Annotated in this window: 22 protein-coding genes; 13 read left to right on the top strand and 9 right to left on the bottom strand. The window is 67.7% G+C overall.

What is annotated here, in order from left to right:
* The first annotated feature begins 40 nt into the window (after positions 1 to 40).
* Positions 41 to 970, top strand: coding sequence for an ABC transporter substrate-binding protein (locus MPARV_RS0113935; RefSeq protein WP_012227203.1), 930 nt, complete (start codon positions 41 to 43; stop codon positions 968 to 970).
* Between the two features lie 153 nt (positions 971 to 1,123).
* On the opposite strand, the gene MPARV_RS22900 is transcribed toward MPARV_RS0113935, so the two are convergent.
* On the bottom strand, positions 1,124 to 1,834 hold the full coding sequence (locus MPARV_RS22900) for a magnetosome magnetite crystal formation protein family (RefSeq protein ID WP_268744058.1): 711 nt from the start codon (positions 1,832 to 1,834) through the stop codon (positions 1,124 to 1,126).
* Positions 1,741 to 2,319: a DUF4870 domain-containing protein gene (locus MPARV_RS21470; RefSeq protein ID WP_012227199.1), complete on the bottom strand. Its 579-nt coding sequence runs from the start codon at positions 2,317 to 2,319 to the stop codon at positions 1,741 to 1,743. Before MPARV_RS21470 ends, MPARV_RS22900 begins: the two co-directional genes overlap by 94 nt.
* Positions 2,320 to 2,451: 132 nt before the next feature.
* Here MPARV_RS21470 and MPARV_RS0113920 point away from each other — a divergent pair, with 132 nt between their 5' ends.
* The 4 genes from MPARV_RS0113920 to MPARV_RS21465 all read left to right on the top strand — a co-directional run bounded on the left by MPARV_RS0113920 (position 2,452) and on the right by MPARV_RS21465 (position 8,357).
* Complete coding sequence (locus MPARV_RS0113920) at positions 2,452 to 4,125, top strand: GTPase family protein (protein ID WP_020378714.1); 1,674 nt, start codon at positions 2,452 to 2,454, stop codon at positions 4,123 to 4,125.
* The gene (locus MPARV_RS0113915) at positions 4,122 to 5,819 is read left to right on the top strand and encodes a GTPase (RefSeq protein ID WP_012227196.1); all 1,698 of its coding nucleotides are present in this window, start codon (positions 4,122 to 4,124) and stop codon (positions 5,817 to 5,819) included. Before MPARV_RS0113920 ends, MPARV_RS0113915 begins: the two co-directional genes overlap by 4 nt.
* Positions 5,820 to 5,898: 79 nt before the next feature.
* The gene (locus tag MPARV_RS0113910) at positions 5,899 to 6,864 is read left to right on the top strand and encodes an NADPH:quinone oxidoreductase family protein (RefSeq protein WP_202948844.1); all 966 of its coding nucleotides are present in this window, start codon (positions 5,899 to 5,901) and stop codon (positions 6,862 to 6,864) included.
* Between the two features lie 35 nt (positions 6,865 to 6,899).
* Positions 6,900 to 8,357 (top strand): FAD-binding oxidoreductase, encoded by a 1,458-nt coding sequence (locus MPARV_RS21465; protein WP_157789641.1) that lies wholly within the window; start codon positions 6,900 to 6,902, stop codon positions 8,355 to 8,357.
* 38 nt (positions 8,358 to 8,395) lie between these two features.
* On the opposite strand, the gene MPARV_RS0113900 is transcribed toward MPARV_RS21465, so the two are convergent.
* Positions 8,396 to 8,896 carry a DoxX family protein gene (locus MPARV_RS0113900; RefSeq protein WP_012227191.1) on the bottom strand — a complete coding sequence of 167 codons (501 nt, stop codon included), beginning with the start codon at positions 8,894 to 8,896 and terminating at the stop codon, positions 8,396 to 8,398.
* Positions 8,897 to 9,011: 115 nt separating this feature from the next.
* Here MPARV_RS0113900 and MPARV_RS0113895 point away from each other — a divergent pair, with 115 nt between their 5' ends.
* Positions 9,012 to 10,190, top strand: coding sequence for a DUF4436 family protein (locus tag MPARV_RS0113895; RefSeq protein WP_020378711.1), 1,179 nt, complete (start codon positions 9,012 to 9,014; stop codon positions 10,188 to 10,190).
* Between the two features lie 71 nt (positions 10,191 to 10,261).
* Here the strand turns inward: MPARV_RS0113895 and MPARV_RS0113890 are convergent, their stop codons facing one another.
* The gene (locus MPARV_RS0113890; protein WP_012227189.1) at positions 10,262 to 10,456 is read right to left on the bottom strand and encodes an antitoxin; all 195 of its coding nucleotides are present in this window, start codon (positions 10,454 to 10,456) and stop codon (positions 10,262 to 10,264) included.
* A gap of 181 nt (positions 10,457 to 10,637) precedes the next feature.
* Here MPARV_RS0113890 and MPARV_RS22895 point away from each other — a divergent pair, with 181 nt between their 5' ends.
* Both MPARV_RS22895 and MPARV_RS0113880 read left to right on the top strand, forming a co-directional pair.
* Entirely contained in the window at positions 10,638 to 13,097 is a 2,460-nt protein-coding gene (locus MPARV_RS22895) for a helicase HerA domain-containing protein (RefSeq protein ID WP_020378710.1), read from the top strand.
* Positions 13,098 to 13,195: 98 nt separating this feature from the next.
* Positions 13,196 to 14,977 (top strand): acyl-CoA dehydrogenase, encoded by a 1,782-nt coding sequence (locus tag MPARV_RS0113880; protein WP_020378709.1) that lies wholly within the window; start codon positions 13,196 to 13,198, stop codon positions 14,975 to 14,977.
* A gap of 33 nt (positions 14,978 to 15,010) precedes the next feature.
* Here MPARV_RS0113880 and aroA read toward each other — a convergent pair whose 3' ends face one another.
* The 4 genes from aroA to ahpC form a co-directional block, all read right to left on the bottom strand.
* Positions 15,011 to 16,291, bottom strand: coding sequence for a 3-phosphoshikimate 1-carboxyvinyltransferase (gene aroA, locus MPARV_RS0113875; RefSeq protein WP_020378708.1), 1,281 nt, complete (start codon positions 16,289 to 16,291; stop codon positions 15,011 to 15,013).
* A 90-nt stretch (positions 16,292 to 16,381) separates the two neighbouring features.
* Positions 16,382 to 17,284, bottom strand: coding sequence for a LysR substrate-binding domain-containing protein (locus tag MPARV_RS21455; protein WP_012227181.1), 903 nt, complete (start codon positions 17,282 to 17,284; stop codon positions 16,382 to 16,384).
* Between the two features lie 70 nt (positions 17,285 to 17,354).
* Positions 17,355 to 19,004, bottom strand: a complete 1,650-nt coding sequence (gene ahpF, locus MPARV_RS0113865) for an alkyl hydroperoxide reductase subunit F (RefSeq protein WP_020378707.1) — start codon at positions 19,002 to 19,004, stop codon at positions 17,355 to 17,357.
* 141 nt (positions 19,005 to 19,145) lie between these two features.
* Positions 19,146 to 19,709 (bottom strand): alkyl hydroperoxide reductase subunit C, encoded by a 564-nt coding sequence (gene ahpC, locus MPARV_RS0113860; RefSeq protein ID WP_012227173.1) that lies wholly within the window; start codon positions 19,707 to 19,709, stop codon positions 19,146 to 19,148.
* A gap of 262 nt (positions 19,710 to 19,971) precedes the next feature.
* Here ahpC and MPARV_RS0113855 point away from each other — a divergent pair, with 262 nt between their 5' ends.
* On the top strand, positions 19,972 to 21,711 hold the full coding sequence (locus MPARV_RS0113855; protein WP_031278626.1) for an N-acyl-D-amino-acid deacylase family protein: 1,740 nt from the start codon (positions 19,972 to 19,974) through the stop codon (positions 21,709 to 21,711).
* 39 nt (positions 21,712 to 21,750) lie between these two features.
* Positions 21,751 to 23,811 (top strand): hypothetical protein, encoded by a 2,061-nt coding sequence (locus MPARV_RS0113850; RefSeq protein ID WP_020378705.1) that lies wholly within the window; start codon positions 21,751 to 21,753, stop codon positions 23,809 to 23,811.
* A gap of 12 nt (positions 23,812 to 23,823) precedes the next feature.
* On the opposite strand, the gene MPARV_RS0113845 is transcribed toward MPARV_RS0113850, so the two are convergent.
* Complete coding sequence (locus MPARV_RS0113845; protein WP_155852467.1) at positions 23,824 to 23,994, bottom strand: hypothetical protein; 171 nt, start codon at positions 23,992 to 23,994, stop codon at positions 23,824 to 23,826.
* 73 nt (positions 23,995 to 24,067) lie between these two features.
* On the opposite strand from MPARV_RS0113845, the gene MPARV_RS0113840 reads away from it, so the two are divergent.
* The 3 genes from MPARV_RS0113840 to MPARV_RS0113830 are packed head-to-tail and all read left to right on the top strand — an operon-like array spanning position 24,068 to position 25,576.
* Complete coding sequence (locus MPARV_RS0113840) at positions 24,068 to 24,667, top strand: GNAT family N-acetyltransferase (RefSeq protein WP_020378703.1); 600 nt, start codon at positions 24,068 to 24,070, stop codon at positions 24,665 to 24,667.
* A gap of 53 nt (positions 24,668 to 24,720) precedes the next feature.
* A complete protein-coding gene (locus MPARV_RS0113835; RefSeq protein WP_157789640.1) occupies positions 24,721 to 25,158 on the top strand; it encodes a hypothetical protein in 438 nt (145 codons plus the stop codon).
* Between the two features lie 55 nt (positions 25,159 to 25,213).
* Positions 25,214 to 25,576, top strand: coding sequence for a VOC family protein (locus tag MPARV_RS0113830; protein ID WP_020378701.1), 363 nt, complete (start codon positions 25,214 to 25,216; stop codon positions 25,574 to 25,576).
* Positions 25,577 to 25,623 lie beyond the last annotated feature (47 nt).

The raw sequence follows: 25,623 nt of genomic DNA, 5'->3' as shown, positions 1-25,623 counted from the left end.
TGACTATCTTGTTTCGATACCCAACCGAAAGGGCGATGATATGAGTACACACCGTTTGAAATGGCGCATTGGAGCGGGCCTGGCCTCGCTGGCGTTGATGGCGGTCACCGCTGGTTGCGGCAACGACGACTCGGCGTCGGCTCCCGACGCAGAGAAGCCCGAGGTCAAGATCGGGATCCAGGACTTTGGTGAGTCCAAGGTGGTGTCGGAAATCTATGGTCAGCACCTGGAGGCCAACGGCTACAAGGTGAAGTATCAGGAATTGGGCGGCTTCCGCGACCTGGTCCTCACCGGCTTCGAATCGGGCGACATCAACTTCACCCCCGAATACGCCGCCTCACTCCTGGAGTTCCTCAACGACAACGCCGGTGAAGCCACCAGCGATGTGGGCGAGACGGTCGATGCGCTCACCCCACAGTTGAAGAAGGTCAACCTCACCGCCTTCGAGCCCACCGAAGCGGTCAACACCAACACCTTCGTGGTCACCAAAGCGACGGCAGAGGCCAAGAACCTGAGTTCCATCGGCGACCTGACCGCCGACCTCAAGCTGGGTGGCCCTCAGGACTGCCCCACCAACCCCAACTGTCTCGCCGGGTTGAAGGACGTCTACGGCGTTGACCTGTCGAAGAACTTCACCCCGCTCGATGGCGGGGGTCCCAACACCAAGCGGGCGCTGAAGGACGGCAACATCGATGTTGCCGTGCTGTTCAGCAGCGATGGTGCCATCGCTGCCAACGACTGGGTGGTCCTCAAGGACGACAAGGGGCTCTTGAAGGCCGACAACATCATTCCGGTGGCGTCAACCAAGCTGGCCGACGCCGGCGGCAAAGATCTGGCCTCCACCGTGGACGAGGTGTCGGGGACGCTCACCACCGACAAGCTGGTGGACCTCAACAAGCGCTTCGACATCGACAAGGACGACGCCGAGGACATCGCCAAGGACTACCTCGCCGAGGAAGGTCTTAACTGAGCCGTTCCCGACGGCCTGGCCCGCACGGGGCCGAACTCAACCGAGTTGAGACACCGCAAGCCGGTGGGATCGCCACATCGGGCGGCCCCACCGGCTTGGTTTTTGGGCGGATGAGCAGACGTCTGACGGAGCTGGCGACCCCGATCATCGGTCTCAGCCTGAATGGGGCTCGATCGGGCCGGAGACGAAGCGGAAGATCGCCGGGTACCGGTACCACTCACCCCTGCCTGCCGCCATCATGGCCATGATCGGGAGGATCAGGGCCGCCAGCGACACCACACCGACCACAGGGAAGATCAAGAAGAACCCGAAGAAGCTCCCCACCGCGGCACGCTCTCCGAGTACCAGCATTGCGCCTCCGATCAGCATGAACAGCCCCAGGGGCACGACGAACGTAACGATCATGAGGGTGATGGTGAAGTTGAGCGCCTCGGTGGCGTGGTGGCGCACGAACTGCGAGCGTTCCTTGGTGAGCGCATAGAAGATGCCGACGCCCAGGATGCCGGCCAGCATGGCCAGCAGGTGCGCGATCAGGGCCGAGTTGCAGTCGCCCGCCGGATCATTGCTCCACGCCTGGTTCGACCAGTCGACCCGCTGCACGGGGTTTGGCGCCCAGACGCCGGCCTGTGCGCCCGGGCCGGACACGTGACCGGTCCAGTTGGTCCCATCCCACCACCGCACCGCACCGGCCGGGTCGGTGTACCAACCAGGTACCGGGGACGACCCCGTCGTGCTGTGGGTTGCGTCGAAACCCCCGGGCGCCTGATAACTCAGAAGCTCTGGCCCCCGCCAGGGCCCTGCGCAGCGCCGGGCTGGTCCATCGGACCCTTCACCAGGCGGAGCGTGAACGGGTACCGGTACCACTCGCCCTTGTTGGCCGCCATGGCCGCCATGATCGGCAGCACCACCTGTGCAACGAGCAGCACTGGCCACAGGATGATCCCAATCAAGGTGATGCCGGTCACCAGGTAGGCGCCAAACAGGGTGATGGAGAAGTTCAGCGCCTCACTGGCGTGGTGGCGCACAAACGGCGACTTGTCGGTGGTGACCGCATAGAAGATGCCGGTACCCAGGATTCCAGCGATCAGCGCCAGCACCTGGGCGATGACCGCAGAGCCGGTGTCCTCAGCGACGCCGGAACCAGCCATGTTCTGCATCGGGGCGACCACGGGAGGCTGCGGCGGAGCCGGCTGGCCGTAGGCGGGCGGCGTCTCAAACCCCGGGCTGGGCGGCGGTGCGCCGAACCCGGATTCACCGGCGGGAGCGGGCGGTGGCCCAGGCGGTGGAGGTGGCGTCCCGGCGCCGGGGGCTGGTGGCGGTGGATCGAACTGCTGGCCGTCGTCACTCATGGTGTTCCTCACTGCTTGGTGAATCTCCCTACGACGGTAGCACCGGACTTCTTCGGAGTGGTTCAAGGTCAGAATGGGTAAGGATGAAGCAGCACCGAGCAACGGAGGTCCCTCATCGACGCCGACGCCCTGTTGGCCACCGCAACCGAGCTGCGCTGCGAGTTCTCGGAGGTGGCCCCGGTTTTCGCCGGAGCACCATCCGAGCCAACCCGACAGGCGGTGACCGCCGCCGTCCAGCAGTTGGACGACTACGTCATTCCTCGGTTGTCCTCGCTGGACGCGCCGGCACTGGCCGTGATCGGCGGGTCGACCGGGGCCGGTAAGTCCACCCTGGTCAACAGCATCATCGGTTCGGAGGTCACCCGGCCCGGCGTGCTGCGGCCCACCACCACGTCACCCGTGCTCGTCCACCATCCCGATTCGGCCGGCCACTTCGACGACGCACGCATCCTGGGCGGCCTCGCTCGGGTCAGCGGTGCCGCCGCCGGGGCGGGCGAGCTTCAGGTGGTCGCGTCGAGAACCCTGTCGCCCGGGCTGGCCGTGCTGGATGCACCCGACATCGACTCGGTGGTCGACGAGAACCGGGTGTTGGCGGCCCAGCTACTGGAGGCCGCCGACCTGTGGGTGTTCGTGACCACCGCCGCCCGCTATGCCGACGCCGTGCCGTGGCTGTTTCTCCGAGACGCTGCGGCCCGTGGCGTGGTGCTTGCACTGGTCATCAACCGCATCCCACCGGGCGCGACCGCCGAGGTGTCCGATCACCTCCGCTCCATGCTGGCGGCCCAGGGCCTCGGAGAAGCTCCGTTGTTCACCATCGAGGAGCAGACGCTGGTCGACGGACGCATCCCGGAGGCTGCGGTGGCCCCGCTGCGCTCCTGGCTGGAGCGGGTGGCCTCGGATCAGGCGGTCCGGGCCGAGGTGGTCCGACGAACCCTGGCCGGTGCAGTGGGATCACTGGCCGACCACGCCACCGAAACGGCACGTGAGCTGCGGGCGCAGGTCGCCATCACCGAGGCCCTGACCGCGTCGGCCATCGCCCCGTTCGATCGGGCGCGTGCACAGCTGAACGACGACGTCCGCGACGGCACGGTGTTGCGCGGCGAGGTGATGGCCCGATGGGCCGACCTGGTGGGCACCGGCGAACTCCTCCGACAGCTGCAAAGCACGCTGGGACGCTGGCGCGACCGGCTGACCGCCGCCGTCACCGGGCGACCCACCTCGTCGGATCGCTTCGAGGGCGCCATCGAGGCCGGGGTCGAGACCCTGGTTCGGGCCCGGGTGGCCGAAGCAACCGCCGCCGCCGCCGAAGCCTGGCGACTTCACCCTGCAGGAGTGGCGCTGCTGGCCGAGTCGTCCGACGACCTCACCCGCCCATCGAGCGACCTGCCCGAACGCGCCGAGGCCATGATCCGGGCCTGGCAGGCCGGATTGTTGGACCTGTTGCGCACCGAAGGCGCCGACAAGCGCAGCACGGCACGGGCCTTGAGCTACGGCGTCAACGGAATGGCCATGGTGTTGATGGTCGCAACTTTTGCCCACACCGGCGGGCTGACCGGCGCCGAAATCGCCATTGCGGGTGGGTCCTCCGCCGTGGGGCACAAGCTGACCGAGGCTCTGCTGGGCGATCAGGCGGTACGTCGCCTGGCGCTGGAGGCGCGCACCGACCTGGACCGTCGATTCGGCGTGCTGATCGACCGTGAAGCGGCCCGGTTTCGCTCCGAGGTGGCCTCGCTGGGGGTCGATCCGGCAGCGGCGGAGCGACTCGACGCCATGGCCGGCAGGCTTCGAACGGAGGTGGCCCGATGAGTGACGAAGATGCCACGAACCTGCCATCACGCCGGAAGCGTCGCTCGTCGGCGCGGGCCGCCGACGAGTTGGCCCAACGGCTGGAGTTGCTTTCACGCGTGGTGGATCTGGCCCCGCAACGCCTGGACGACGACGCAGCCGCACATGCCCGACAGGCACTCGAGTCGGCCCGTGGGCGCCTCGGTCATGGCACCACCCACACCGTGGTGGCGCTTGCGGGCGCCACCGGCAGCGGCAAGTCGTCGACGTTCAATGCCATCCTCGGTGAAGACCTGGCACCGGTCGGGGTACGTCGTCCCACCACGTCGGAGCCCCGGGCCGCCATCGTGGGCGGTGGGGCCGAAGGGCTTCTCGACTGGCTGAAGATTCCGCGCAGACACGTTGTGGGCGATGCCACCCACGAGCTGGCAGGCCTGGTGCTGGTCGACCTACCCGACCACGATTCCACCGCCGCGGCGCATCGGGCCGAGGTCGATCGACTGGTCGAGGTGGTCGACGCGTTCATCTGGGTCGTCGACCCACAAAAATATGCCGATGCCGCCCTCCACGAGGGCTACCTGCGGCGCTTCGCCGGACATTCCGGGGTGACCCTGGTGGCGCTCAACCAGATCGATCTGCTGCCCGAGGCCGACCGGGCTGCCACGCAGGAACACCTGACCCGGCTGCTGGCCGAGGACGGGCTGGTGGGAGTGCGGGTGCTGCCCACCTCCACCACCACCGGAGCCGGCGTGGACGCCCTCCGCCGCGAACTGGCGGCCAGGGTTGCCGAGCGCCGGGCGCTGGTGACCCGGCTGGACGCCGACCTCGACTGGGTGGCCAGCCAAGTGGCCGTGGCCGTCGGCGATACGGTCCCGGCGCAGGTGCCCGCCGATTCGGCGGCCCGGTTGGCCCGGAGTCTTGCGGTCGCCGCCGGCGTGGACGTGGTGGCCGACGCCGCCGGCGCCGCCCACCGCCACCGCTCGTCCCAGGTGGCGGGCTGGCCGCCCGTCCGGTGGGCGGGACGGCTTCGTCCCGACCCGCTTCGCAGGTTGGGGCTGGACAAGGCCCGATCAACCACCCGCCGCAACCAGCGCGACGCCGCCCGAACCGGTGACTCGGGCACCGGGCTCGACACGGTCACCGTCGGACGCACCTCACGTGCCACACCAGGCGCCGTCGCAGAAGCGGGTATGGACGAGGCACTGCGGGCGCTGGTGGACCGGACGGCAACCGGCCTGCCCGACCGGTGGCGGCGGCGGTTGGGGGAGATGGCGGGCGCACGACGCGCAGAACTACCCGACGCGCTCGATCGGGCGATCGGCTCGGTGGACCTTCCCACGCAGCGCCCAGGCTGGTGGTCGGCGGCATCGGCGGCGCAGTGGCTGTTCACCGCTTTGATGGTGATCGGTGTGGTGTGGCTGGTGATCATCGGAGGCGTGTCGTGGCTGGGCCTGCCCGACCTGCCCACCCCCAAGGTGGGGGTCGTACCGGTGCCCACGCTGCTGGCGGTGGGCGGAGCCGTCGCCGGTTTGATACTTGCGTTGGTGGTGGGCTGGGTTGCGCGCGTGGGCGGCCAAAGGCGCAGCTCTCAGGCCCGAAAACTGCTGGTGGACGCCACCGGCACCGTCGCCGATCACCTGGTGATCGTGCCGATCGATGCCGAACTGGCCGCCATGGCCGAGTTGGGCACCCTGGCCCGTCAACTCGACCGGTAGGCATTCCCACACCCATCCGGACCGGCTGGTCCGGCACGTCGGTCTCGCCATGGGGTAAACGTGGGAGATGCGTGCAGCGGTGTGTACCGAACCCGGCCCGGCCCGGAACCTGACCCTCGGCCAGTTGCCCGACCCCGTGCCCCGCAGCGGACAGGTGCTGGTCGAGGTTCGCGCCGCCGGGGTCAACTACGTGGACGCGCTGTTCGTGGAGGGGCGCTACCAGATCAAGCCACCGGTGCCGTTCGTGCCCGGCAGCGAAATCGCCGGCACGGTGACCGCCGTAGGTCCCGACACCGTCGGGGCACCTGCGTTGGGCACTCGGGTGATGGCCTCGGTGGGCCTGGGCGGCTTCGCCGAGCAGGTGACGGTGCCGGTCACCTCGGTGGTTCCGCTGCCAGACGGATTGGCCGACACGGTGGCCGCCACGGTGGCGCAGAGCTATGCCACCATGCGTTTTGCGCTCACCAACCGCACCACGGTGCGACCGGACGAGACCGTGGTGGTGCTGGGCGCCTCGGGTGGGATCGGCATGGCGGCCATCGACGTTGCGCACCACGCAGGCGCCCAGGTCGTCGCCGTGGCATCGTCCGACGAGCGTCTGGAACGTTGTTCCGACCAGGGCGCAAACGTCCTCATCAACTCAACGACCACCGACGATCTCAAGTCGGCCATACGCGACGCCACCAACGGCGGCGCCGACGTGATCGTCGACCCGGTCGGCGGGTCGGCAACCGATGCTTCCCTGCGAGCGCTGGGCACGTTCGGGCGGCTGGTGGTCATCGGTTTCGCCTCGGGCGACATTCCGGCGCTGCCCGCCAACCAGGTGCTGTTGCGTAACCGCACCGTGGTCGGGGTCGATTGGGGCGCCTGGGCCATGTCCAACCCGACCGACAACCATGCCCTGGTCACCGGGATCATCGCCGATGCCGCTTCGGGCATGCTCTCGCCCCAGCAACCCACCGAGTATCCGCTGGCCGAAGTTGGCACTGCGCTCGCCCACCTGCAACAGCGGGTACTGGCGGGCAAGGCGGTGCTGGTGCCGTGATCGCGGGTCGCACCGGGGGTGGTTTCGCGTCTGCCATGCCCAGGCGCGGTGAGGTTGACCCGCCACCCGAACTCGACGCGTTCATCGCCGCACTCCTCGATCGGCTTGATGCCGCGCCGGTGTTGACCGACCCGATTGCCCTGGAGGCCTACGCAACCCCGTGGCGAGGGACCGTGGGTCGCACCCCTGTGGTTGCTCGTCCGGCTGACACGGCGGCGGTGGCCGAGGTCGTTCGTCTGGCTGCCCGACACCGGGTGCGGTTGATCCCCCAAGGTGCCAACACCGGGCTGGTGGAGGGTTCAGTACCCGATCGCTTTGGCACCATGGCGGTGTTGTCGCTGGAGCGTCTGAACGATCGCTTGGAGATCGACGTCGCCGACCGCACCGCCGTGGTGGGTGCCGGGGTGCTGCTGTCCAGCCTGAACGAGGCCGTGGCGCCCGACCGGCTGACCCTTCCCATCGATCTGGGATCCGATCCCTCGGTCGGCGGCATGGTGTCCACCAACACCGGCGGCGCCCGCATGGTGCATCACGGTGACATGCGCCGACGCGTGCTGGGGTTGGAGGTGGTGCTTGCCGATCCACCCGGAGCGGTCCTCGACGACCTCCGGCGCCTCCGCAAGGACAATGCCGGGCCCGGCGTGAGCGACTGGTTTATCGGAGCGGCCGGGCGCTTCGGGGTGGTCACCGCCGTCGCGCTGGAGCTGAGCCCCGTCGACCGGGATCGGGCGACGGCGTACCTCGTGCCCGCCGACGACCGCGCTGCGGTCGACATCACGACGGCATTGGAACGATCGCTGGGTCATCGGTTGCGTGCGGTCGAAGCCATCGGCGCCGAGGCACTTCGGGTGGCGGCAGACCACGAGGGTGTGCGCAGCCCGTTCCGCGGCGACAACCCGCCGCCGCTGACCCTGCTGGTGGAGGTGGCCTCCAGCGACGCAAACCCCGCTGCTCGGGGCGACCGCTCCTCCGAGGAGGCGCTCACCGACGCGCTGTCCAACCTCGACTCCGGGTTGCTGGCCGACGCAGTGGTGGTGCCGCCCGCCGAAGCATGGACCTTCCGTCACCAGATCAGCGAGGCCCTCGCCCGGTGCGGCATGGTGCTGGGCTTCGACCTGTCGGTTCGTCGCAGTCGGCTCCCCGAGCTTCGGGTGGCGCTGGACGAGCACGTTCGCCCAGCGCTACCCGACGGGGCGCAACTGGTGGAGTTCGGGCACTGGGCGGACGGGGGCCTCCACGCCAACATCGTCCTCCCACAGAAGACCTTCGGCGGCCGCCCCCTGCATGCCCAGACGTTTGAAGGCCTTCGGCGTCGGATGTGGCAGGTGGTGGCCGACCTTGATGGCTCGTGGGCTGCCGAGCACGGCTGGGGCCCCGCCAACGACGAGGCGCTGGCCACCCACGGTGATCCGGTGCGGCGCGAGCTGCTGAACCGCATGGAGACCATGTTGGATCCTCACGGCATCCTCGGCCGTCCCAGATACGCCCGATAGAGAATCCAACCGACGTACCCCGCCTTGGACCTGCCGGGCTAGGAGTTCGGGCGGGCTCGACGGGCGATGGCAATGGCCCACGCGATCAACGGCAGTTGCAGCGGCAGGCGGGCCCAGGCCACGGCCGCCGAGTTGAACGGCGGCTCCAGCCCATCCATGCCGCCGTCCAGCGCCGACTGCACGTTGGCGGGAAACACCCCGATGAAGGTGAGTGCGGCGAACCAGCCACCGAATCGTCGCGTTCGTGGCACGGCCACCAGCGCGGCGGCGGTCAACTCCACGACACCGGACGCATAGGTGGTGGTGCGCGGGTTGCCCGGCATCCAATCGGGCACGATGGGGTCAAAGAACTGCGGGCGAACGAAATGGGCGACCCCTGCAAAACCGAGCAACGCCGAGAGACCCAAAGCCAGCAGGTGGCCACCGGACGTTGCAGGCGCCACCCCCTGCAGGGAAGCCGGTCCGGCGTTGGCAGATGCCGAGGTTCCATTGGTGCTCGGCGAGTCGGAGGCGGGTGCCGTGATGCGGTCGGTGTCCATGGAGCGAGGCTAACCACACCCGTCACCACGGCGATCAGCACCAGGTCGCAAGGCCCGGCCGACCGCTTGCACCCGGCCACCGCCGGATCGCTTTGGCCCGCTATGGTCCAAAGCAGTGGCCAACACACCAACCACGGGCGACGGCACCGACCCCCCCGGCGACGCGACCAGGCCCGTGCGACGAGGTGTGTCCTCAGCGCGTTGGACCCGCCGAGGTCGCGACGGGGCGTTGGCGGGCCGAAACCGGATCCGACGCCAGGTGGAACCCATCACCAACCTGGGGCTGCGCCGCTGGCCCGACAAGCAGACACGACCGATCCGCAACCTGCTGATCCTGGTCGTCCTCCTTGGCCCCCTGTTGGGGCTGGCCATAGCGGTGACCTCCATCCCGGCGGGACCCACCGACCAGGTCTTGAGTTCAGGCCCAACGGAGGACGGAGGTGTCAAGATCGGGAGGAACGAGGTTGGCGCCAGCGTCACACTGTTGAACCCCGATCTGGCGCGAGGAGAGCTGACCGCCCGCGTGGTGATCCAGCCGGGTTCGGACCTGATCGCGGGCGACCTGACCCTGACCCGTACCATCCGGGTGAACGTGCTCAGCGACGTCGCAGGTCGGATCCAAACGGTCTTCGATGCCGGATCAAGGGTGGAACCGGTCACTGCAACGCTTCAGCTGAGCGGCAGTCGGCTCACCAGGTATCCCGTCGACAACTACCTGGTCAACTTCAAGCTGTTGGTGCAGCGCGAGATCGATCCCGGCGAGGGCCAGGCGATCCCAGACCAGCCCGAGTTTGAGAACGTGCCCATCGTGGCGACCGTGCAGTCGAGCCTGAGCGACCTGCGTGCCTCCGGCACCACCCACCCCGGCAACGAAAGCAACGTGCTCAACGCCGACTTCGATCTGGAACGGCCGCGATCGGTGGTGGTCTTCGCGGTCGCCCTGATGGGGCTGGCCTGGCTGCTGGCATTGGGATGCGTGGCCCTCGCCTGGGGCGTGTTGGTGCAGGCCCGGGAAATACCAGTGTGGTCATGGGGATTCTACGCGGGCGTGCTGTTTGCGCTCCCCCAGTTGCGCAACGGGCTGCCCGGCTCACCACCGTTTGGCTCGATTATCGACTGGGCCGCCTACTACTGGGCGCTGGGGTTGGTTGGCGTCAGCCTGCTGGCCCTGATCCTTGCCGGCAACGTGGCGATCCGATCGGTGCGGACGGATTCGGATGCGGAGTTGGAACCGGATTCGGACCCGGACCCGGACCCGGACAGGGGCGATTCCGGCCCCCAGTCTCCGGCCTGACGCGTCGAGGGCGACCCCGGGGGTCGCCCTCACTCAACAATGGTACGGCGCCGTCACAGGCGCCGCTCTCGTCACTGGTCGTTGTTGCGGAGGCTGTCGATGGCATCCCCGGCCTTCTCCTGCACCATGTCAACCTTGTCGGCGTGCTTGCCGCCCGTCTTCTCGTCGATGAAGTCCCCGGCTTTCTCGACACCGTCAGCGATCTTGTCACCGTGCTCGTCGACCACGTCGTCCAACTTCTTCTTGGCATCGTCCAGAAAGCTCATGTGATTCCTCCATCGGGGGGTTTGGGCCGCCGTCGTTCGACGCCCGGCAACGCAGCATGCCTGAGGACGGCGCCCCAGACAAAGACCATGGCGCGGGCACCCAAACGCCACCTCCCACCAGGTGGTTCGTCCGTGGCAACCTTGAACGACCGTTCGCTGACAAACACCCCGGAGACTCAACATGTCCGATGCAGCCTTTGCCCTTGGCGCCTACCTCGACGACACCGGCGAACGCACCGATGAGGCCACGGCCTACAAGGCCGACGACCTGACCACCCACGGGGTGATCGTGGGAATGACCGGCAGCGGCAAGACCGGCTTGGGCGTGGTCATGATGGAGGAGGCACTGCGCAACAACATTCCCACCCTGGTGATCGATCCGAAGGGCGACATGGGCAACCTGTTGTTGACGTTCCCCAACCTGTCGGCCGACGACTTCGCCCCGTGGGTGCCCCGTGAGACCGATCCCGCCGAGACTGCGGAGACCTGGCGCAGCGGTCTGGAGGGCTGGGGCCTGGCCACCGAGCACATTGCCGCCCTGCGGGACGGACACCGGTTCTGTGTGCTGACCCCCGGGTCGACCGCCGGCATGCCGGTGAACCTGATCGGCAACCTGGCCCCTCCCGACACCACCGACTCGGAGGCGATCACCGACGAGATCTCTGCGCTGGTGTCGGGGATCCTTGGGCTGGTCGGCATCGACGCCGACCCCTTGGCCGATCGAGAGCACATTCTCCTGGCCAACATCATCGCGGCCGCATGGACCGCCGGCGAGACGCTGGATCTGGCAACCCTGCTCACCCGAGTCCAGGATCCACCGATGCGCAAGCTGGGGGTGATCGAACTCGACCAGTTCTTCCCCAAGGCCGACCGCACCAAGCTGATGATGAAGCTGAACGGGCTGCTGGCGTCGCCGGGATTTGCACCATGGACACAGGGTGCGCCGCTGAACGTGGAGTCGTTGCTGTGGGATGCCGACGGCCGGGCGGCGTGCACGGTGCTGTACCTGGCCCATCTGTCTGAGAGCGAACGCCAGATGGTGGTCAGCCTGGTGCTGTCCAAGGTGATTTCGTGGATGCGGGGCCAGTCGGGCTCCACCGATCTGCGTGCGCTGATCTACATGGACGAGGTGTATGGGTACGTGCCGCCGACGGCGGAGCCACCCTCAAAAAAGCCGATCCTGACGTTGTTCAAGCAGGCCCGGGCCTTCGGCGTCGGCGTGGTGCTGTCCACCCAGAACCCGGTCGACCTCGATTACAAGGCCATCTCGAACGCCGGCACCTGGATGATCGGGCGACTTCAGACCGAACGCGACAAGTCACGCCTGTTGGACGGCATGTCGTCGGCCGCCGGGTCGGTCGACCTGAGCGCCCTGTCCGAGACGATCTCGGGCCTGGGCAAACGCCAGTTTCTGATGCAGCGCACCGGCGGGTCTGCGCCCAAGCGCTTCGGAGTGCGCTGGGCGATGAGCTACCTGGCCGGGCCGCTCTCGAAGGATCAGGTGGGGTTGTTGCCGGGTCAAGCCGACGGCGCCGCCGCGCTGGCAGCCCAGAGCGTGGCAGCGTCACCCGGCGCGACGAGCCCTGCCGCCGCTCCCTCGCCGAGCCCTGACGAACTGCCTTCGCCCCCACCCGAGGTGGCAGCTCCCGTGGCTGCCCAGCCGGTCGCTTCGGCAGCTCCCACACCGGGCACGTCGAGCCTGGCCGACGACGAAACCCCAACGATGCCGGAGGTGGCCGAGGGAACCCCGGTGCGCTTCCTCGATCCGGCGGCTCCCTGGGCGGCCGACATTGGGTCGACGGCCGGTGGGCCCCGCCTGGAGCCGGCGGTCGTCGCCCGGGTTCAGCTGCTGTACGACGAGGGCGACTTTCGGTCCGAGGAGACCTACGAGGCCGTGTTCTTTCCCCTGTCGACCGACCCTGCCCCCGAATCGGCCAGGGTCGTGGACTACGACGACCGAGACCTGACCGAAGTCGCCCCGGCCGGTGCCGCGTTTGCGTTGCCCGATGCCAAGGTCGCCACCAAGGCCTACTTCACCACCCTGCAACGGGCGCTCACCGACCATCTCTACCGCAGCCGCAGCACCGAGCTGTTCACCAACCCCACGCTGAAACTGGCCGCCCGCCCAAACGAGACCCGCGAGGAGTTCGAGGCCCGTGCCAAGGGCGTCGCCGAAGCGGACGCCGACCTCGAGGCCAACGAACTGCGCAAGAAGCTGGCCGTCAAGGCCGACCGGATCAGGGCGACGATGGCCAAGGACCAGGAGCGGCTCTCGTCGGCCGAGACCACCGCATCGACGTCGAAGACCGACGAGCTGATCTCCGGCGCAGGGTCGGTGTTCGGCGCCCTGATGGGCGGGCGCCGGTCCTCGAGCTCCATCGCAACCGCCGTGCGTTCGGTCGCCTCCAAACGGGGTCGCAGCACCAAGGCAAAGGAGAAGGTGGAGCAGTACGCGGCGCGTCTCGAAGACCACCAGGAGGGTCTCGGCGAGCTCGAGGCCAACCTGGCCGATGCCATCGTCGAGATCGACGAGCGGTGGGCTGAGGTCGCCACCCGGACCGAGGTGCAGCAGGTGCCGTTGGAGAAGAACGACATCAACGTCACGCAGCTGGCGTTGGTCTGGGTGCCGACCGCTCGCTGAGCAACCGCGGGGCGACGCGAGGGCGTCCGTGGCATCCGCCGTCGGCACCCGGACGCCCCGGTTACCGGCGGGTAACTTCGTCGCTCTAGATTGCTCACATGCAGGACTACACCCCTCCGCTCGACGACATCAGCTTCCTCCTCGACCGCGTGCTTGATCTTCCGGCCCTGCTGGAAACCGAGCGCTTCGCCGAGTTGGACCCCGAGGTCGTTCATGAAGCGATCGAGGCGGCCGGCACCTTCATCGCCGAGGTGATCGCCCCCACCAACGCAATCGGTGACGAGATGGGCACCCAACTTCAGCCCGACGGCACCATGGTGACACCGGACGGTTTCAAGGAGGCCTACGCCAAGCTCGTCGAGGCCGGATGGGGTGCGCTCACCTTCGACCCCGCCTACGGGGGCGGCGGCTTCCCCGAGACCGTCGGCATCGTGCTCCAAGAGTTCATGGTGAGCTCCAACATGGCGTTCTCGATGGCACCGCTGCTGACCCAGGGCTCGATCCACGCCATCAACTCGGTGGCCGACGAACTGGTCACCGAGACCTACCTGGCCAAGCTCGTCTCCGGCGAGTGGACCGGCACCATGAACCTGACCGAGCCGGAGGCCGGCTCGGACGTGGGCGCGCTGCGCACCAAGGCCGTGCCCAACGACGACGGCAGCTGGGCGATCACCGGCTCCAAGATCTACATCTCGTGGGGCGATCACGACATGGCCGAAAACGTCATCCACCTGGTACTCGCCCGGACACCCGACGCTCCCCCCGGGACCAAGGGCATCTCCTGCTTCGTCGTACCCAAGATCATGGTGAACGACGACGGTACGCTGGGCGAACCCAACGACCTGAAGGTCGTGTCGGTCGAGCACAAGATGGGCATCAACGCCTCGCCCACCTGCACGATGAGCTTCGGCGACGAGGGCGGGGCCACCGGCTGGCTGCTCGGCAACGAGTTCGATGGCATGCGAGTGATGTTCGTCATGATGAACATGGCCCGTCTCTCGGTTGGCGTTCAGGGTCTCGGCCTGGCCGAGCGCACCCTCCAAGGGGCGTTGAGCTACGCCAACGAGCGGGTGCAGGGCAAGGTGGTCGGCACACCGAAGGAGGACCGCACCAGCCCCATCGTCGGTCACCCCGACGTGCGACGAATGCTGCTCGACATGCGCTCTCTCACCGAGGCCATGCGGGGCATCTGCCTGATGAACGCAGTCGCCATGGACCGGGCCGGATCACTGGCCGATGAAGACGCGCGGCAGGCCGCTGAAGACCTGAACGAGCTGCTCATCCCCATCACCAAGGCGTGGTGCACCGACATGGGCGTCGAGGTCACTTCGTTGGCCATCCAGGTCTACGGCGGCATGGGCTTTGTCGAGGAGACCGGAGTCAGCCAGTTCTTCCGGGATGCCCGCATCGCCCCGATTTACGAAGGCACCAACGGCATCCAGGCCATGGACCTCGTCGGACGCAAGCTGCCGATGCGCTCAGGCGGCGTCGTGACCGACACCATCGCCGACATCCGCGCCACGGCCGCCGCGCTCTCGGCCGACGACGAGCTGGCGGGCATCGGCGCCCGACTGGCCGAGGCCACCGATGCGCTCGACGAGGCCACGCAATGGATCTTCGGGCACGCGGGCGAGATTCGCGACGTACTGGCCGGGGCGACGCCCTACCTGCGCATGTGGGGTCTGGTCGTGGGCGGCTGGGTGCTGGGCAAGAGCGCCTTGGCGGCCGCCGAATGGGCCGCAGATGATGGCCCTGCCGACTTTTGTGCCGAGAAGGTTCGCACGGCCCGATGGTTTGCCGACCAACACCTCAGCACCGTCGTTGGGCTGACCGCCCGGGCCACCTCAGGGGCTTCGCTCATGGATGAGGCATCACTCTGAACCGCTGAGTGGCGGCCCGGGTGGCGGCCCGGGCTACTCCGCTCCGGCCCTCACGCTCTCGAGCACACCCCAGAAGCCGGGAAACGTCTTGGCCACACACCCCGGGTCGGCGATGGCGACGCCATCGGACACCACACCGAGCAACGAGAACGCCATGGCCATGCGGTGGTCGGCGTAGGTGCGCACCACCTCGGGCCGCACCCTGCCCGGATAAATGGTGAAGCCGTCGTCGTGTTCGGTGGCATCCACCCCCAGCCGCCCAAGTTCGGTGATGACACCCCCGATGCGATCGGACTCCTTGCCACGCACAAACCCGATGCCGCGCACCCGCGTGGGCGAATCGGCGACCGCAGCGACCGCAGCCAGCGTCGGGGCCGTATCGGAGAAGTCGGCCAGATCCACATCGACTCCGCGCAGGTCGCGACCCACCACCTCGGTCCAGTCGTCCCCCTGACGGACCACCGCGCCCATGGCCTCAAGCACCCCGAGGAACGCCATGTCGCCCTGGATCGAGCCCTGGCCCAACCCCTCGACCCGGATGCGACCGCGGGTCATGGCGGCCAGACCAAAGAAGTAGCTGGCCGCCGAGGCATCGGGCTCGATCGCATGATGTTGCGAGGCGTAGACCCCGTGGGGACAACCGAACCGGCGTTGATCGTCGTGCTCCACGGGCACGCCGAAGGCCTCCATCACCGCGATCGTCATGTCGAGGTAGGGGCGGCTGACCAGCGAGCCCATCACCTCCAGGTCCACGCCCTCATCGAACAGCGGGCCGCACAGCAACAGCCCACTGACGAACTGGCTGGACGTGGCCCCATTGACCTGCACACCACCGCCACGGACGCCGCCGCCGTCCGATCGCAGCGGAAGGTGTCCCTCGTCGGAAACCAGATGGGCGCCCAGCGAGCGGAGGGCCTCAACCTGATCGGACATCGGTCGGTCTCGAAGCTGCTGATGGCCATCGAGCACTCCCCCGTTTGGCGCCACCGCAATCAACGGGGCGAGAAACCGACCCGTGGTGCCACTCTGGCGGGCATCGATGTTCAGCGATTCGGCGGGCAACACGCCGCCAAGCCCCTCGATGCTCACGGTGCATGCGTCGCGATCCACCTGCAGCGCCGCGCCCATCTGCTCGAGTGCCGCCAGCATCGCCTCGGTGTCGTCGGAGAAAAGCACGCCGGTCAGTTCGGATCGGCCCGCCGCCAGGCCCGCACAGAGCAGTGCCCGGTTGGTCAGGCTCTTCGACCCCGGCAGCGCAACGGTGGCGTCGGGCGGCTCGGTCAGGCGGCGTAACGGCAGAGGGTCAACGATCACCGAATCACCCTACGAGAGCCTCCACCACAGACGCACCCAACGCTCCGCTCGCTCCCCGGGGTACCCGATGTGGGCCGCGTCGCGACGCAATCAGGTTTGAACCAGTTCGGCCGGGAGATCGGCGATCACGGCCGCCAGCTGGGCGAGCAGTTCGGCGTGGACGCTTGTTCGTCGCCAGAACATGGCAATCTCCCGGCTGGGGGCGGGCGTTTCAAAGGCGACCGTGCGAACGTCGGCCGACTGGGCCACCGGCGGGCTGACCGACAGCTTGGGCAACAGCGTGACCCCGACGCCGGCCGCCACCATCTGACGCAGCGTCTCCAGGCTGGTGGCCCGAAACCCGTGTCGTTCCGCGGCGCCGACCAGGGAACACACCTCCAGCGCCTGATCACGCAGGCAGTGCCCCTCGGTCAGCAACAACACATCGGCACCGACCAACACGTCGGTGCCCACCGATTGCGCATCGGCCAACTCGTGATCGGCAGGCACCGCCAGCACGAAGTCCTCGGTGAAGAGGGGTTCATGGTGAAGCTGCGCCTCGACCACCGGCAGGGCCAGCAGACCAGCGTCCAGGCGACCGTTCAGCAGGCCCTCGACCACCTCGTCGGTCTTCTCCTCCACCCACAGCAGCTCCACGTCGGGGAATCGTCGGTGCAACGGCGTCACCACGTGGGGCAACAGGTAGGGCGCCAAGGTGGGGAACACCCCCACTCGCAGGGTGGCCGTGCCCGGCTCACGGGCGGCCTTGGCCAACGCCTCGATCTGGTCCACCTCCACCAGCACCCCTCGGGCGTGGTGGATGATCAATCGACCGACCGTCGTGGGCATCACCTTGCGGGGTGCCCGCTCGAACAGCTCGACCCCGAGCGAATCCTCCAGCTTGCGCAGCTGTGAAGACAGCGTGGGCTGGCTCACAAAACAGGCCTCGGCGGCCCGCCCGAAGTGGCGGTGGTCGTCCACCGCCACCACGTAGCGCAGGTCCTGAATGTTCATGGGTTCGAACCTACATCCAGGACGAATCGCCCGGACCGGTTCCGGCTCGGCCGACGCACGCCTGGTTGGCTCAAGCCATCACCGGCTCGACTACCCGTTCGGCCACCTCGGCGCCCGCTGAGCGGGTGTCGTCGCCAACCGACCCTGACTCGACCACAAGCGGGGTACGGATCAGGTGGTCGAAGGCGGACAGCGCCGCCGTCGATCCGGCCCCCAGGGCGATCACGATCTGCTTGTAGGGCACCGTGGTGCAATCACCGGCGGCAAACACCCCCGGTACCGAGGTGGCGTTGCGGTCGTCGATGACGACCTCGCCGCGTGGGGACAACTCGACGGTGCCCTTCAGCCAACCCGTGTTGGGTACCAAACCGATCTGCACGAAGATGCCCTCGAGCTCCACCCGGTGCAGCTCGCCGGTGGCGCGGTCCTCGTAGTTGAGGCCGGTGACCGACGTGTCGTCGCCGAGCACCTCGGTGGTGCGGGCGCCGGTGATCACCGCGACGTTCGCGAGGCTGGCCAGCTTGGCCTGCAGCACCTCGTCGGCCCGCAGCACGTCGTCGAACTCGATCAGCGTGACCTCGGAGACCATGCCTGCCAGGTCGATGGCCGCCTCGGCGCCGGAGTTGCCGCCGCCGATCACAGCGACACGCTTGCCCTTGTAGAGCGGGCCATCACAGTGGGGACAGAAGGCGACGCCGCGGTTGCGGTACTCCTGCTCGCCCGGCACGCCCATCAGGCGCCAACTGGCACCGGTGGACAGCACCACCGTGCGGGCCTGCAACGTTGCACCGCTCGCCAACTCCACCGTGGCAAGCCCGCCCGACTCCGTGGCCGGAGTCAGCCTGGTTGCCCGCTGGTTGTGCATGACGTCAACTTCGTATTCGGCCACGTGGGCCTCCAACGCGGCGGCCAACTTCGGGCCCTCGGTAGAGGGAACCGAAATCAGGTTCTCAATGCTCATCGTGTCGAGCACCTGGCCACCGAAACGCTCGGCGACCACACCGGTTGCGATCCCCTTACGGGCCGCGTAGATCGAGGCCGAGGCGCCGGCCGGTCCGCCGCCCACCACCAGCACATCCAGGGGCTCCAGGGCATCGATGCGGTCTGCCTCCCTGGTGACGGCGCCGGTGTCGAGCTTGGCAACGATCTCATCGACGGTCATACGACCCTGGCCGAACGTCTCGCCGTTCAGCAACACGGTCGGAACGGCCATGACCTTCTGGCGCTCCACCTCGTCTGGGAACACCGCACCATCGACGGCCACGTGGGAGATGTTGGAGTTGAGCACCGACATGGCGTTCAGCGCCTGCACCACATCCGGGCAGTTCTGGCACGACAGCGACATGTACGTCACGAAGTGGTACTCACCTTCGAGCTGTTCGATCGCCTCCGCCGTCACCTCGGAGACCGCCGGTGGGTGGCCACCCACCTGCAGCAGCGCCAGCACCAGCGAGGTGAACTCGTGGCCCATTGGGATACCGGCGAAGCCCACCGACACGTCGGTGCCAACCCGATTGATCGAGAAGGACGGGCGACGCTGTGCCCCCGCGTCCTTGTCGCGCACGGCAGCCACGTTGTCGGACAATGCGGCGATCTCGGTGAGCAGGTCCCACAGCTCGAGGGATTTGGGCGAGTCGTCAAGCGAGGCGACCAGCTCGATGGGCCGGGTCACCTTGGTGAGGTGTCCTTTGAGTTGTTCGGTGAGGTTGGCGTCCAACATGGCGTGGCTCCGGCGTGGTGAGGTTGAGAAGTGTGGTGCGCGTTGAGAAGTGTGGTGACGGCAGGGTCGGTGCGAAGGAGCTTCGGGGGACGGGCGGGCCCGGCTATGCCGGGCCCGCCCCAACGCTCCGTGGTCGGTCGGTCAGATTTTGCCGACGAGGTCGAGGGACGGGGCCAGCGTCTCGGCGCCCTCTTCCCACTTGGCCGGGCAGACCTCGCCCGGGTGCTGACGCACGTAGATGGCGGCCTTGGCCTTGCGCACGAGCTCGGCGGCGTTACGGCCAACACCCTCTGCGGTGACCTCCATCACCTGGATGACGCCGTCCGGGTCGATCAAGAAGGTGCCACGGTTGGCCAGGCCCTCGTCCTCTCGGAGGATGTCGAAGTTGCGGCTGACGGTGGCGGTCGGATCACCGATCATCGTGTAGCGAATCTTGCCGATCGTGTCGGACGACGCATGCCAGGCCTTGTGGGTGAAGTGCGTGTCGGTGGACACCGAGTAGATGTTGACGCCCATCGCCTGCAGCTCGTCGTGGTGGTCGGCCAGGTCGCCCAGCTCGGTCGGACACACGAAGGTGAAGTCCGCCGGGTAGAAGAACATGATCGACCAGGAACCCATGAGGTCCTCGTCGGTCACGTCGACGAACTCGCCGTTCTTGAATGCGGTGGCCGAGAACGGCTGGATCTTTGTGTTGATGAGTGACATGGGGGGTCCCTTCGATTGGTCAGGCTCTCTTGAGTACAAGAATCATCATACCTATCGACACGGTCCGTTTGATAGTCAGAACCGATCGTTTATACCCATCGGATCGATAGGCGGCACCTATCGCCCGAACCTCTCCCATCTATTGACCCGTTCCACCGACACGGACAGCGAGCTTCCACCAACCGGCCGAGCGGCAACATCCGATGCGCGACAGACTGGACGAGCCGACGCAATCGGAACGTCGGCGGCCAAGGGGGGCACCATGTACGACCTGAAGATCACCGGTGGCACACTCGTCGACGGCACCGGGGCGGAGCCCCGACGCGCTGACGTCGCCGTCAAGGACGGAGTGATCGTGGCGGTGGGCCCTGATCTGGCCGGCGAGGCGGCCGAGACGATCGACGCCACCGACCGCCTGGTCACACCCGGGTTCGTCGACATTCACACCCACTACGACGGGCAGGCCACCTGGGACTCCCAACTGGAGCCGTCAGCCTCACACGGCGTCACCACCGTGGTCACCGGTAACTGCGGCGTGGGCTTCGCACCGGTGCGTCCCGGCAAGGAGGAGTGGCTCATCCAGCTGATGGAGGGCGTCGAGGACATTCCCGGCGCCGCCCTGGCCGAGGGCATCACCTGGGGTTGGGAGCGCTTCACCGAGTTTCTCGACGTGTTGGACACCCGAAGCTGGGCGATGGACGTCGGCACCCAGATTCCCCACGGCGCCGTCCGCGGCTACGTGATGGGCGAGGCCGGAGCCCGCAACGAGCCTGCTACAGCGGACGACTCGGCGGCGATGGCCGAGCATGTGCGGGAGGCGATCGAGGCGGGGGCGCTGGGCTTCTCCACCTCCCGAACGTTGGCGCACCTGGCCAAGGACGGCGAGCCGGTGCCGGGCACGTTCGCCGAACGGGAGGAGCTCTTTGCGCTCGGCCGGGCGATCGCCGACGGCGGAGGCGGCGTGTTTGAGGTGGCCCAAGGCGGGCTCACCATGCTCGACCGGGGCACCACCACCGAGGAGATGGGCTGGATGGCCGACCTGGCCGAGGAGACCGGCCAGCCACTGGCGTTCATGGTGCTGCAGACCGATACCGACCCGAACCTGTGGCAGGACGTGTTCGAGCGCTTCGACAAGCTGCTCGTGCGTGGCATCCCGATGCGGGCCCAGGTGGCGGCACGGCCCTTCGGCATGCTCGTCGGGCTCCAGACCAACCACCCGTTCGCCAAACGACCCACCTACCAGGCGCTGGCCCACCTTCCCTTGGCCGAGCAACTGGAGCAGCTCACCCGCCCCAGTGTCCGCGACGCCATCCTGACCGAGGCCGACGGCCCGCTGAACCCCGACAACCCCTTCGACGGCATCGGGCCGTTTCTCTCGATGATGACCGACAAGATGTTCCCGCTGGGCACCCCGCCCAACTACGAACCGCTCGCCGACGCCTCCCTCGGCGCGCTGGCAGCAGCAGCGGGCAACGATGCGCTGACCGCCACCTACGAGGCCATGCTGGCCGACGAGGGTAAAGCGATGTTCATGCTGCCCCTGTTCAACTACGCAGACGGCAACCACGACGCCATTCGCGAGATGTTGTTGCACCCCGGCTCGGTGTCGTCGCTGGGCGACGCCGGGGCGCACTGCGGCATGATCTGCGACGCGTCCATTCCCACCTACCTGCTGACCCACTGGGCCCGCGACCGCAGCCGCGGCGCCGGCATCGACCTGGCCCAGGCGGTTCATCTGCAAACCCAGCGAACCGCCGAGCTGTACGGGTTGGGCGATCGGGGCGTGGTCGAGCAGGGCCGGAAGGCCGACCTGAACGTAATCGACTTCGGGGTGCTGGCCCTCAGCCAACCCGAGCTGATCCACGACCTGCCCGCCGGCGGACGGCGCCTGGTGCAGTACGCCTCCGGTTACGACGCCACCATCGTGTCCGGCGTGGTCACCCGCCGAAACGATGTCGACACCGGCGCCCGGCCGGGCAGGTTGCTGCGCGGCCGCCGCTGAACAACTACCCGCCGGCCTGAACTCCCCTAACCTCAGCCTGTGAACGGCGCCCGGGCCTCCCTCAAGCGACTGGCCCGGCCGGCGCCGATCATCGCCCTGACGGTGGCACTGCCGGCGTTGGTCGCAGCCGTCCGGGCCGGCGTCCAACGTTGGTACCCAACCCTGGACAACGGCATCTACTCGGCCCGGGCTTGGGACGTGGGCACCACCCACAACCCGATGCTGGCCACGTGGTCGTCACGGTCCAAGGTCACCGGCGTGCTGATGAACCACCCGGGGCCGATGCCATTTCAGTTGCTTGCCCCATTTCGGCGGCTGCTCGGCCCGGTGGGGGTCCACATCGGATCGGCGCTTGTCAATGCCGGTGCGTTGGGGGCGGCCGGCTGGATGGGCTGGCGTGTGGGCCGACGACGCGGCGCCGTCGTCTTCGGTGGTGGCGCACTTGTGCTGGCCGCGTCGATGGGCAGCGCGGTGCTGTCCGATACGTGGACACACAACCTGCCACTGCTGGCGCTCTTCACGGCGGCCGTCGCCATGTGGGCCTCGTTCGCCGGTGATGCCTGGGCACCCGTCGTGACGGTGATCTTCGCCGGCCTGTGCGCTCAGATCAGCCTGGCCTACATCGTGCTGTCGGCAGTACTGATCGCTGCATCACTCGCCGCGGGGGTTGCGTGGTGGTGGGCTGAGCGGCGCGGACGCGCCGGCAGCCACAACTCCAGCAGGACCGCCGCAACCGCTCGGCTTCGACCGCTTGCGGTGGCGATCATTGCCTTGGCGGCGCTGTGGGCGCTGCCGGCGTGGGAGCAGTTCGTCGCTCCGGACGGGCCGCCCGGCAACGTCACCGCCATGATTGAGAATGCCGATCGCCTGGGCGCTGGGCGAGGCCCCGGGTTTGCCGTGGAATCGTTTGCCGACATCGTGCTGATCCCGCCGGCCTGGGCATTTGCCGATCCGTTGACGTGGGAGAACAGCGCCGGCGCACGTTTTGGCGCCGGTGAGTCGTGGGCGGCGTTCGGCGTCTTCACGTTGCTGCTGATCGCCGCACTCTGGTGGGCGCGTCGACGCCGTTCGAGGGTGTTGGGCGCTGCGGTGGGTGCGACCGCGCTGCTGACGGCTACCTCCCTCTTCACGCTGGCGAGCATCTCGGAGACCACGCTGGCCACTGCGGCCTACCTGCGATGGCTGTTTCCTGTGGGCGCGTTCGTCACCTCGGCCATGGCTCTGGTCGCCCTCGACGCCGTCCTGGCCCTGGTCACCGGAACCGAACGGCTCCCCCAACTGGCCCGATCGGCGGCCGGGATTGCGACGGGCTTGGCGGTCGTGGTTGGGCTGACCGTCTACTCGGTGGATACTCACGGGCTGGAGAGCGGCAGCCCACGATGGGCCAACGAACCGGCCGGGCAACTTCACGGGCTGCTTCGCAACGCTCCGGCGCAGCTCGCCGACCGCAGTCCTCTCCTTGCGGTCGAAACCCCGTACACCACGTCGTTGGTGCTGTACCCGGCGGTCCTCGACGAACTGCTGGCGGCCGGGGTCGACCTCCGGTTCGAGTCCGGCTCACCGCTGCTGACCCAGTTTGGGGTCGGCCGCACCGCCAGCGGGCATGAGCAGTGGGAGCTGTCCACCCGCAGCGGCGTGGCGGCCACTGCGGTCGGTGCAGAACCAAATGTGGAGGTGCTGGCCACCACCGGCATCGTCGACCCGGCGCAGTTCACCGATCTTGTACCCCGGGCCGAGGCCATCGCCAAGCGCATCGATGCCTCCTCCTTTGCGCTGCGTCCCGGTGGTTCCCATACCCCACAGGGACAATTCTTCGATGGCGCCACGCTGGCACGGGTCATGTACAACCCCGTCGGGTCGCTGTTCAACGGCACCACCTTCAGCCTGGTGAAACGAAACGTGGTGGTGCTCCCCGACGACCTGCGTGCCGACATTGCGGCGTTCACCGCAGATGTCGACCGCCGCGACCACGCGTTTGCCGTGGTCGTTCAGCCCGCCGGTACCAAACCGCCTGACGACCAAGGGCCCGTCCTGGCGCTCCCCGGCGGCAAGACCGAGAGCGAACCCACACAGACCGACCAACCCGAGAAGGCACCATGATGTCGCCGGGGATCACCGGAAGAAGGAGCGGGCGTGCTCCATCTCCTCCTCGGTGAGCGGTCCGCTTTCAGCCACGGTCTCGTCCACGAACGCCCGCATGTTGGCTGTCAGTCGCTCACGCTTCGCAACCTCGGCAAGCGCATGTTTCATCGCATCGGTCTGGGTTCCGTCGATGGACGTCACGCTACCCAGCGTTGTGGCTGAACCGCTGAATCCGCCCACGCAACGGTCCCCCACATCGGCGTAGGTTTGCTCGGTGCTCGACGTTCGAGATGCCACCCCCGACGACCTCCCCGCCATCGGGCGGGTGCTGGCCGCCGCATTTGCCGACGATCCGGTGTGGACGTGGATCACCTCACCGCGAACCGACTGGAGCCGGCGCGCAGCCGCCTGGTTCTCGGCAGTGGCCCGACTACAGCTGAAAGGCCACGGCACGGTGCTGGTTGACGAGGGTCTGCGTGGCGCCGCCATCTGGACGCCACCCGGCCGCTGGAAGGGAACGCTCGGCGACGCCGCCACCATGTCGATTCCCTCGGCCCGGCTCTTTGGCACCCGCCTGCCCCGCGCCCTGCACGCCCTGGCCACCAACGAGCGGATACATCCGACCGACCCACCCCACTGGTACCTCGAACTCCTCGGCACCGACCCCGCTCACCAAGGCACCGGGGTGGGAAGCGCGCTGATCGCCGAAATCACCGACCGTTGCGATCGTGAAGGGCTCGACGGCTACCTGGAGTCTTCCAAGGAACAAAACCTGGCTTTCTATGCCCGTCACGGTTTCGAGGTGCGCGAGGAGGTACACGTGACGCGGACCAGCCCCACCACGTGGACCATGTGGCGAGCCCCACTGGGTTGAGCAGGCCGGAGTAGGCCCTTCCTATCCGGGTGAACCACCGGCACAATGGCGACATGTTCGATGCGAAGAAGGAAGCGAGCGACGACCTCATTCATGCCGCCATCCAACCCGAGGTGCTTCCGGCCGAGCAGTTCCGAGGTGCCATGAGGGCCACAGCCAAGCCGGCGTTCTCCAGCCAGGTGTACGCCATCGGGGTTACCGACGCCCGACTGATCCTGGTGCCCATCGATCGCAAGCTTGCGCCCAAGGGCGCGGCCGTCAGCATTCGGCCGCCCGACATTCTGAAGACGTCGGTGGACGGCTTCGGTGGTGGACTCTCGCACTTCCTGACCGCCGATTGGGGCGACATCCGCTTGGACACCAGCGACAAGAACTACAAGTTCATGGCCCTTGGCGGCGGCATGGACCAGGCGTTCGTGGGTCAACGCCAGATGGAGGGCAAGCAGGCGTTCCTCGAGTTCCCGCATGCGGCCCGCAACCTGGCCCCCTGAGCAGCGGCCGGCAGTGAGCGCCCCCAAGCGGAGCACGCCGCGATAACTTCCGCGAATGTCCGGCATCAGCACCCACCACTCGATCAACTACATCGAGCTGCCGTCCATCGACCTCGAAACCACCAAGGCCTTCTACGGTTCGGTTTTCGGATGGGGGTTTATCGATTACGGCCCGACCTACGTCGCCATCACCGGGGCAGGCATCGACGGAGGCTTCGAGCTCAACCCCGAGGGGCGGACGCCGTCCACCGACGGAGCGTTGGTGATCCTGGCCTCCGACGATCTCGAGGCCAGTCAGGCGGCGGTGGAGGCCGCCGGAGGTGCCATCAGCGTTTCCGCGTTCGACTTTCCGGGTGGACGACGATTCCACTTCAGTGATCCGAGTGGAAACGAACTCGCCGTCTGGACCCCTGCGTGAGCGCTGGCCTCTCGTCCCGATGCTCGGCGTGAAAGCCGATTTTCAAG

It is taken from the genome of Candidatus Microthrix parvicella Bio17-1, assembly GCF_000299415.1.
Taxonomy (GTDB): domain Bacteria; phylum Actinomycetota; class Acidimicrobiia; order Acidimicrobiales; family Microtrichaceae; genus Microthrix; species Microthrix parvicella.
The sequence above is the reverse complement of the archived record's forward strand: the minus strand, read 5'-3'. Positions and strand labels throughout refer to the sequence as shown.

Bases quoted from the DNA above. Each gene is read 5' to 3' on its own strand.
- MPARV_RS0113935 (WP_012227203.1), top strand. From the start codon at position 41: ATGAGTACACACCGTTTGAAATGGCGCATTGGAGCGGGCCTGGCCTCG.
- MPARV_RS21470 (WP_012227199.1), bottom strand. From the start codon at position 2,319: ATGAGTGACGACGGCCAGCAGTTCGATCCACCGCCACCAGCCCCCGGC.
- MPARV_RS0113915 (WP_012227196.1), top strand. From the start codon at position 4,122: ATGAGTGACGAAGATGCCACGAACCTGCCATCACGCCGGAAGCGTCGC.
- MPARV_RS21465 (WP_157789641.1), top strand. From the start codon at position 6,900: ATGCCCAGGCGCGGTGAGGTTGACCCGCCACCCGAACTCGACGCGTTC.
- MPARV_RS0113900 (WP_012227191.1), bottom strand. From the start codon at position 8,896: ATGGACACCGACCGCATCACGGCACCCGCCTCCGACTCGCCGAGCACC.
- MPARV_RS0113890 (WP_012227189.1), bottom strand. From the start codon at position 10,456: ATGAGCTTTCTGGACGATGCCAAGAAGAAGTTGGACGACGTGGTCGAC.
- MPARV_RS22895 (WP_020378710.1), top strand. From the start codon at position 10,638: ATGTCCGATGCAGCCTTTGCCCTTGGCGCCTACCTCGACGACACCGGC.
- MPARV_RS0113880 (WP_020378709.1), top strand. From the start codon at position 13,196: ATGCAGGACTACACCCCTCCGCTCGACGACATCAGCTTCCTCCTCGAC.
- MPARV_RS21455 (WP_012227181.1), bottom strand. From the start codon at position 17,284: ATGAACATTCAGGACCTGCGCTACGTGGTGGCGGTGGACGACCACCGC.
- ahpF (WP_020378707.1), bottom strand. From the start codon at position 19,004: ATGTTGGACGCCAACCTCACCGAACAACTCAAAGGACACCTCACCAAG.
- ahpC (WP_012227173.1), bottom strand. From the start codon at position 19,709: ATGTCACTCATCAACACAAAGATCCAGCCGTTCTCGGCCACCGCATTC.
- MPARV_RS0113855 (WP_031278626.1), top strand. From the start codon at position 19,972: ATGTACGACCTGAAGATCACCGGTGGCACACTCGTCGACGGCACCGGG.
- MPARV_RS0113835 (WP_157789640.1), top strand. From the start codon at position 24,721: ATGTTCGATGCGAAGAAGGAAGCGAGCGACGACCTCATTCATGCCGCC.
- MPARV_RS0113830 (WP_020378701.1), top strand. From the start codon at position 25,214: ATGTCCGGCATCAGCACCCACCACTCGATCAACTACATCGAGCTGCCG.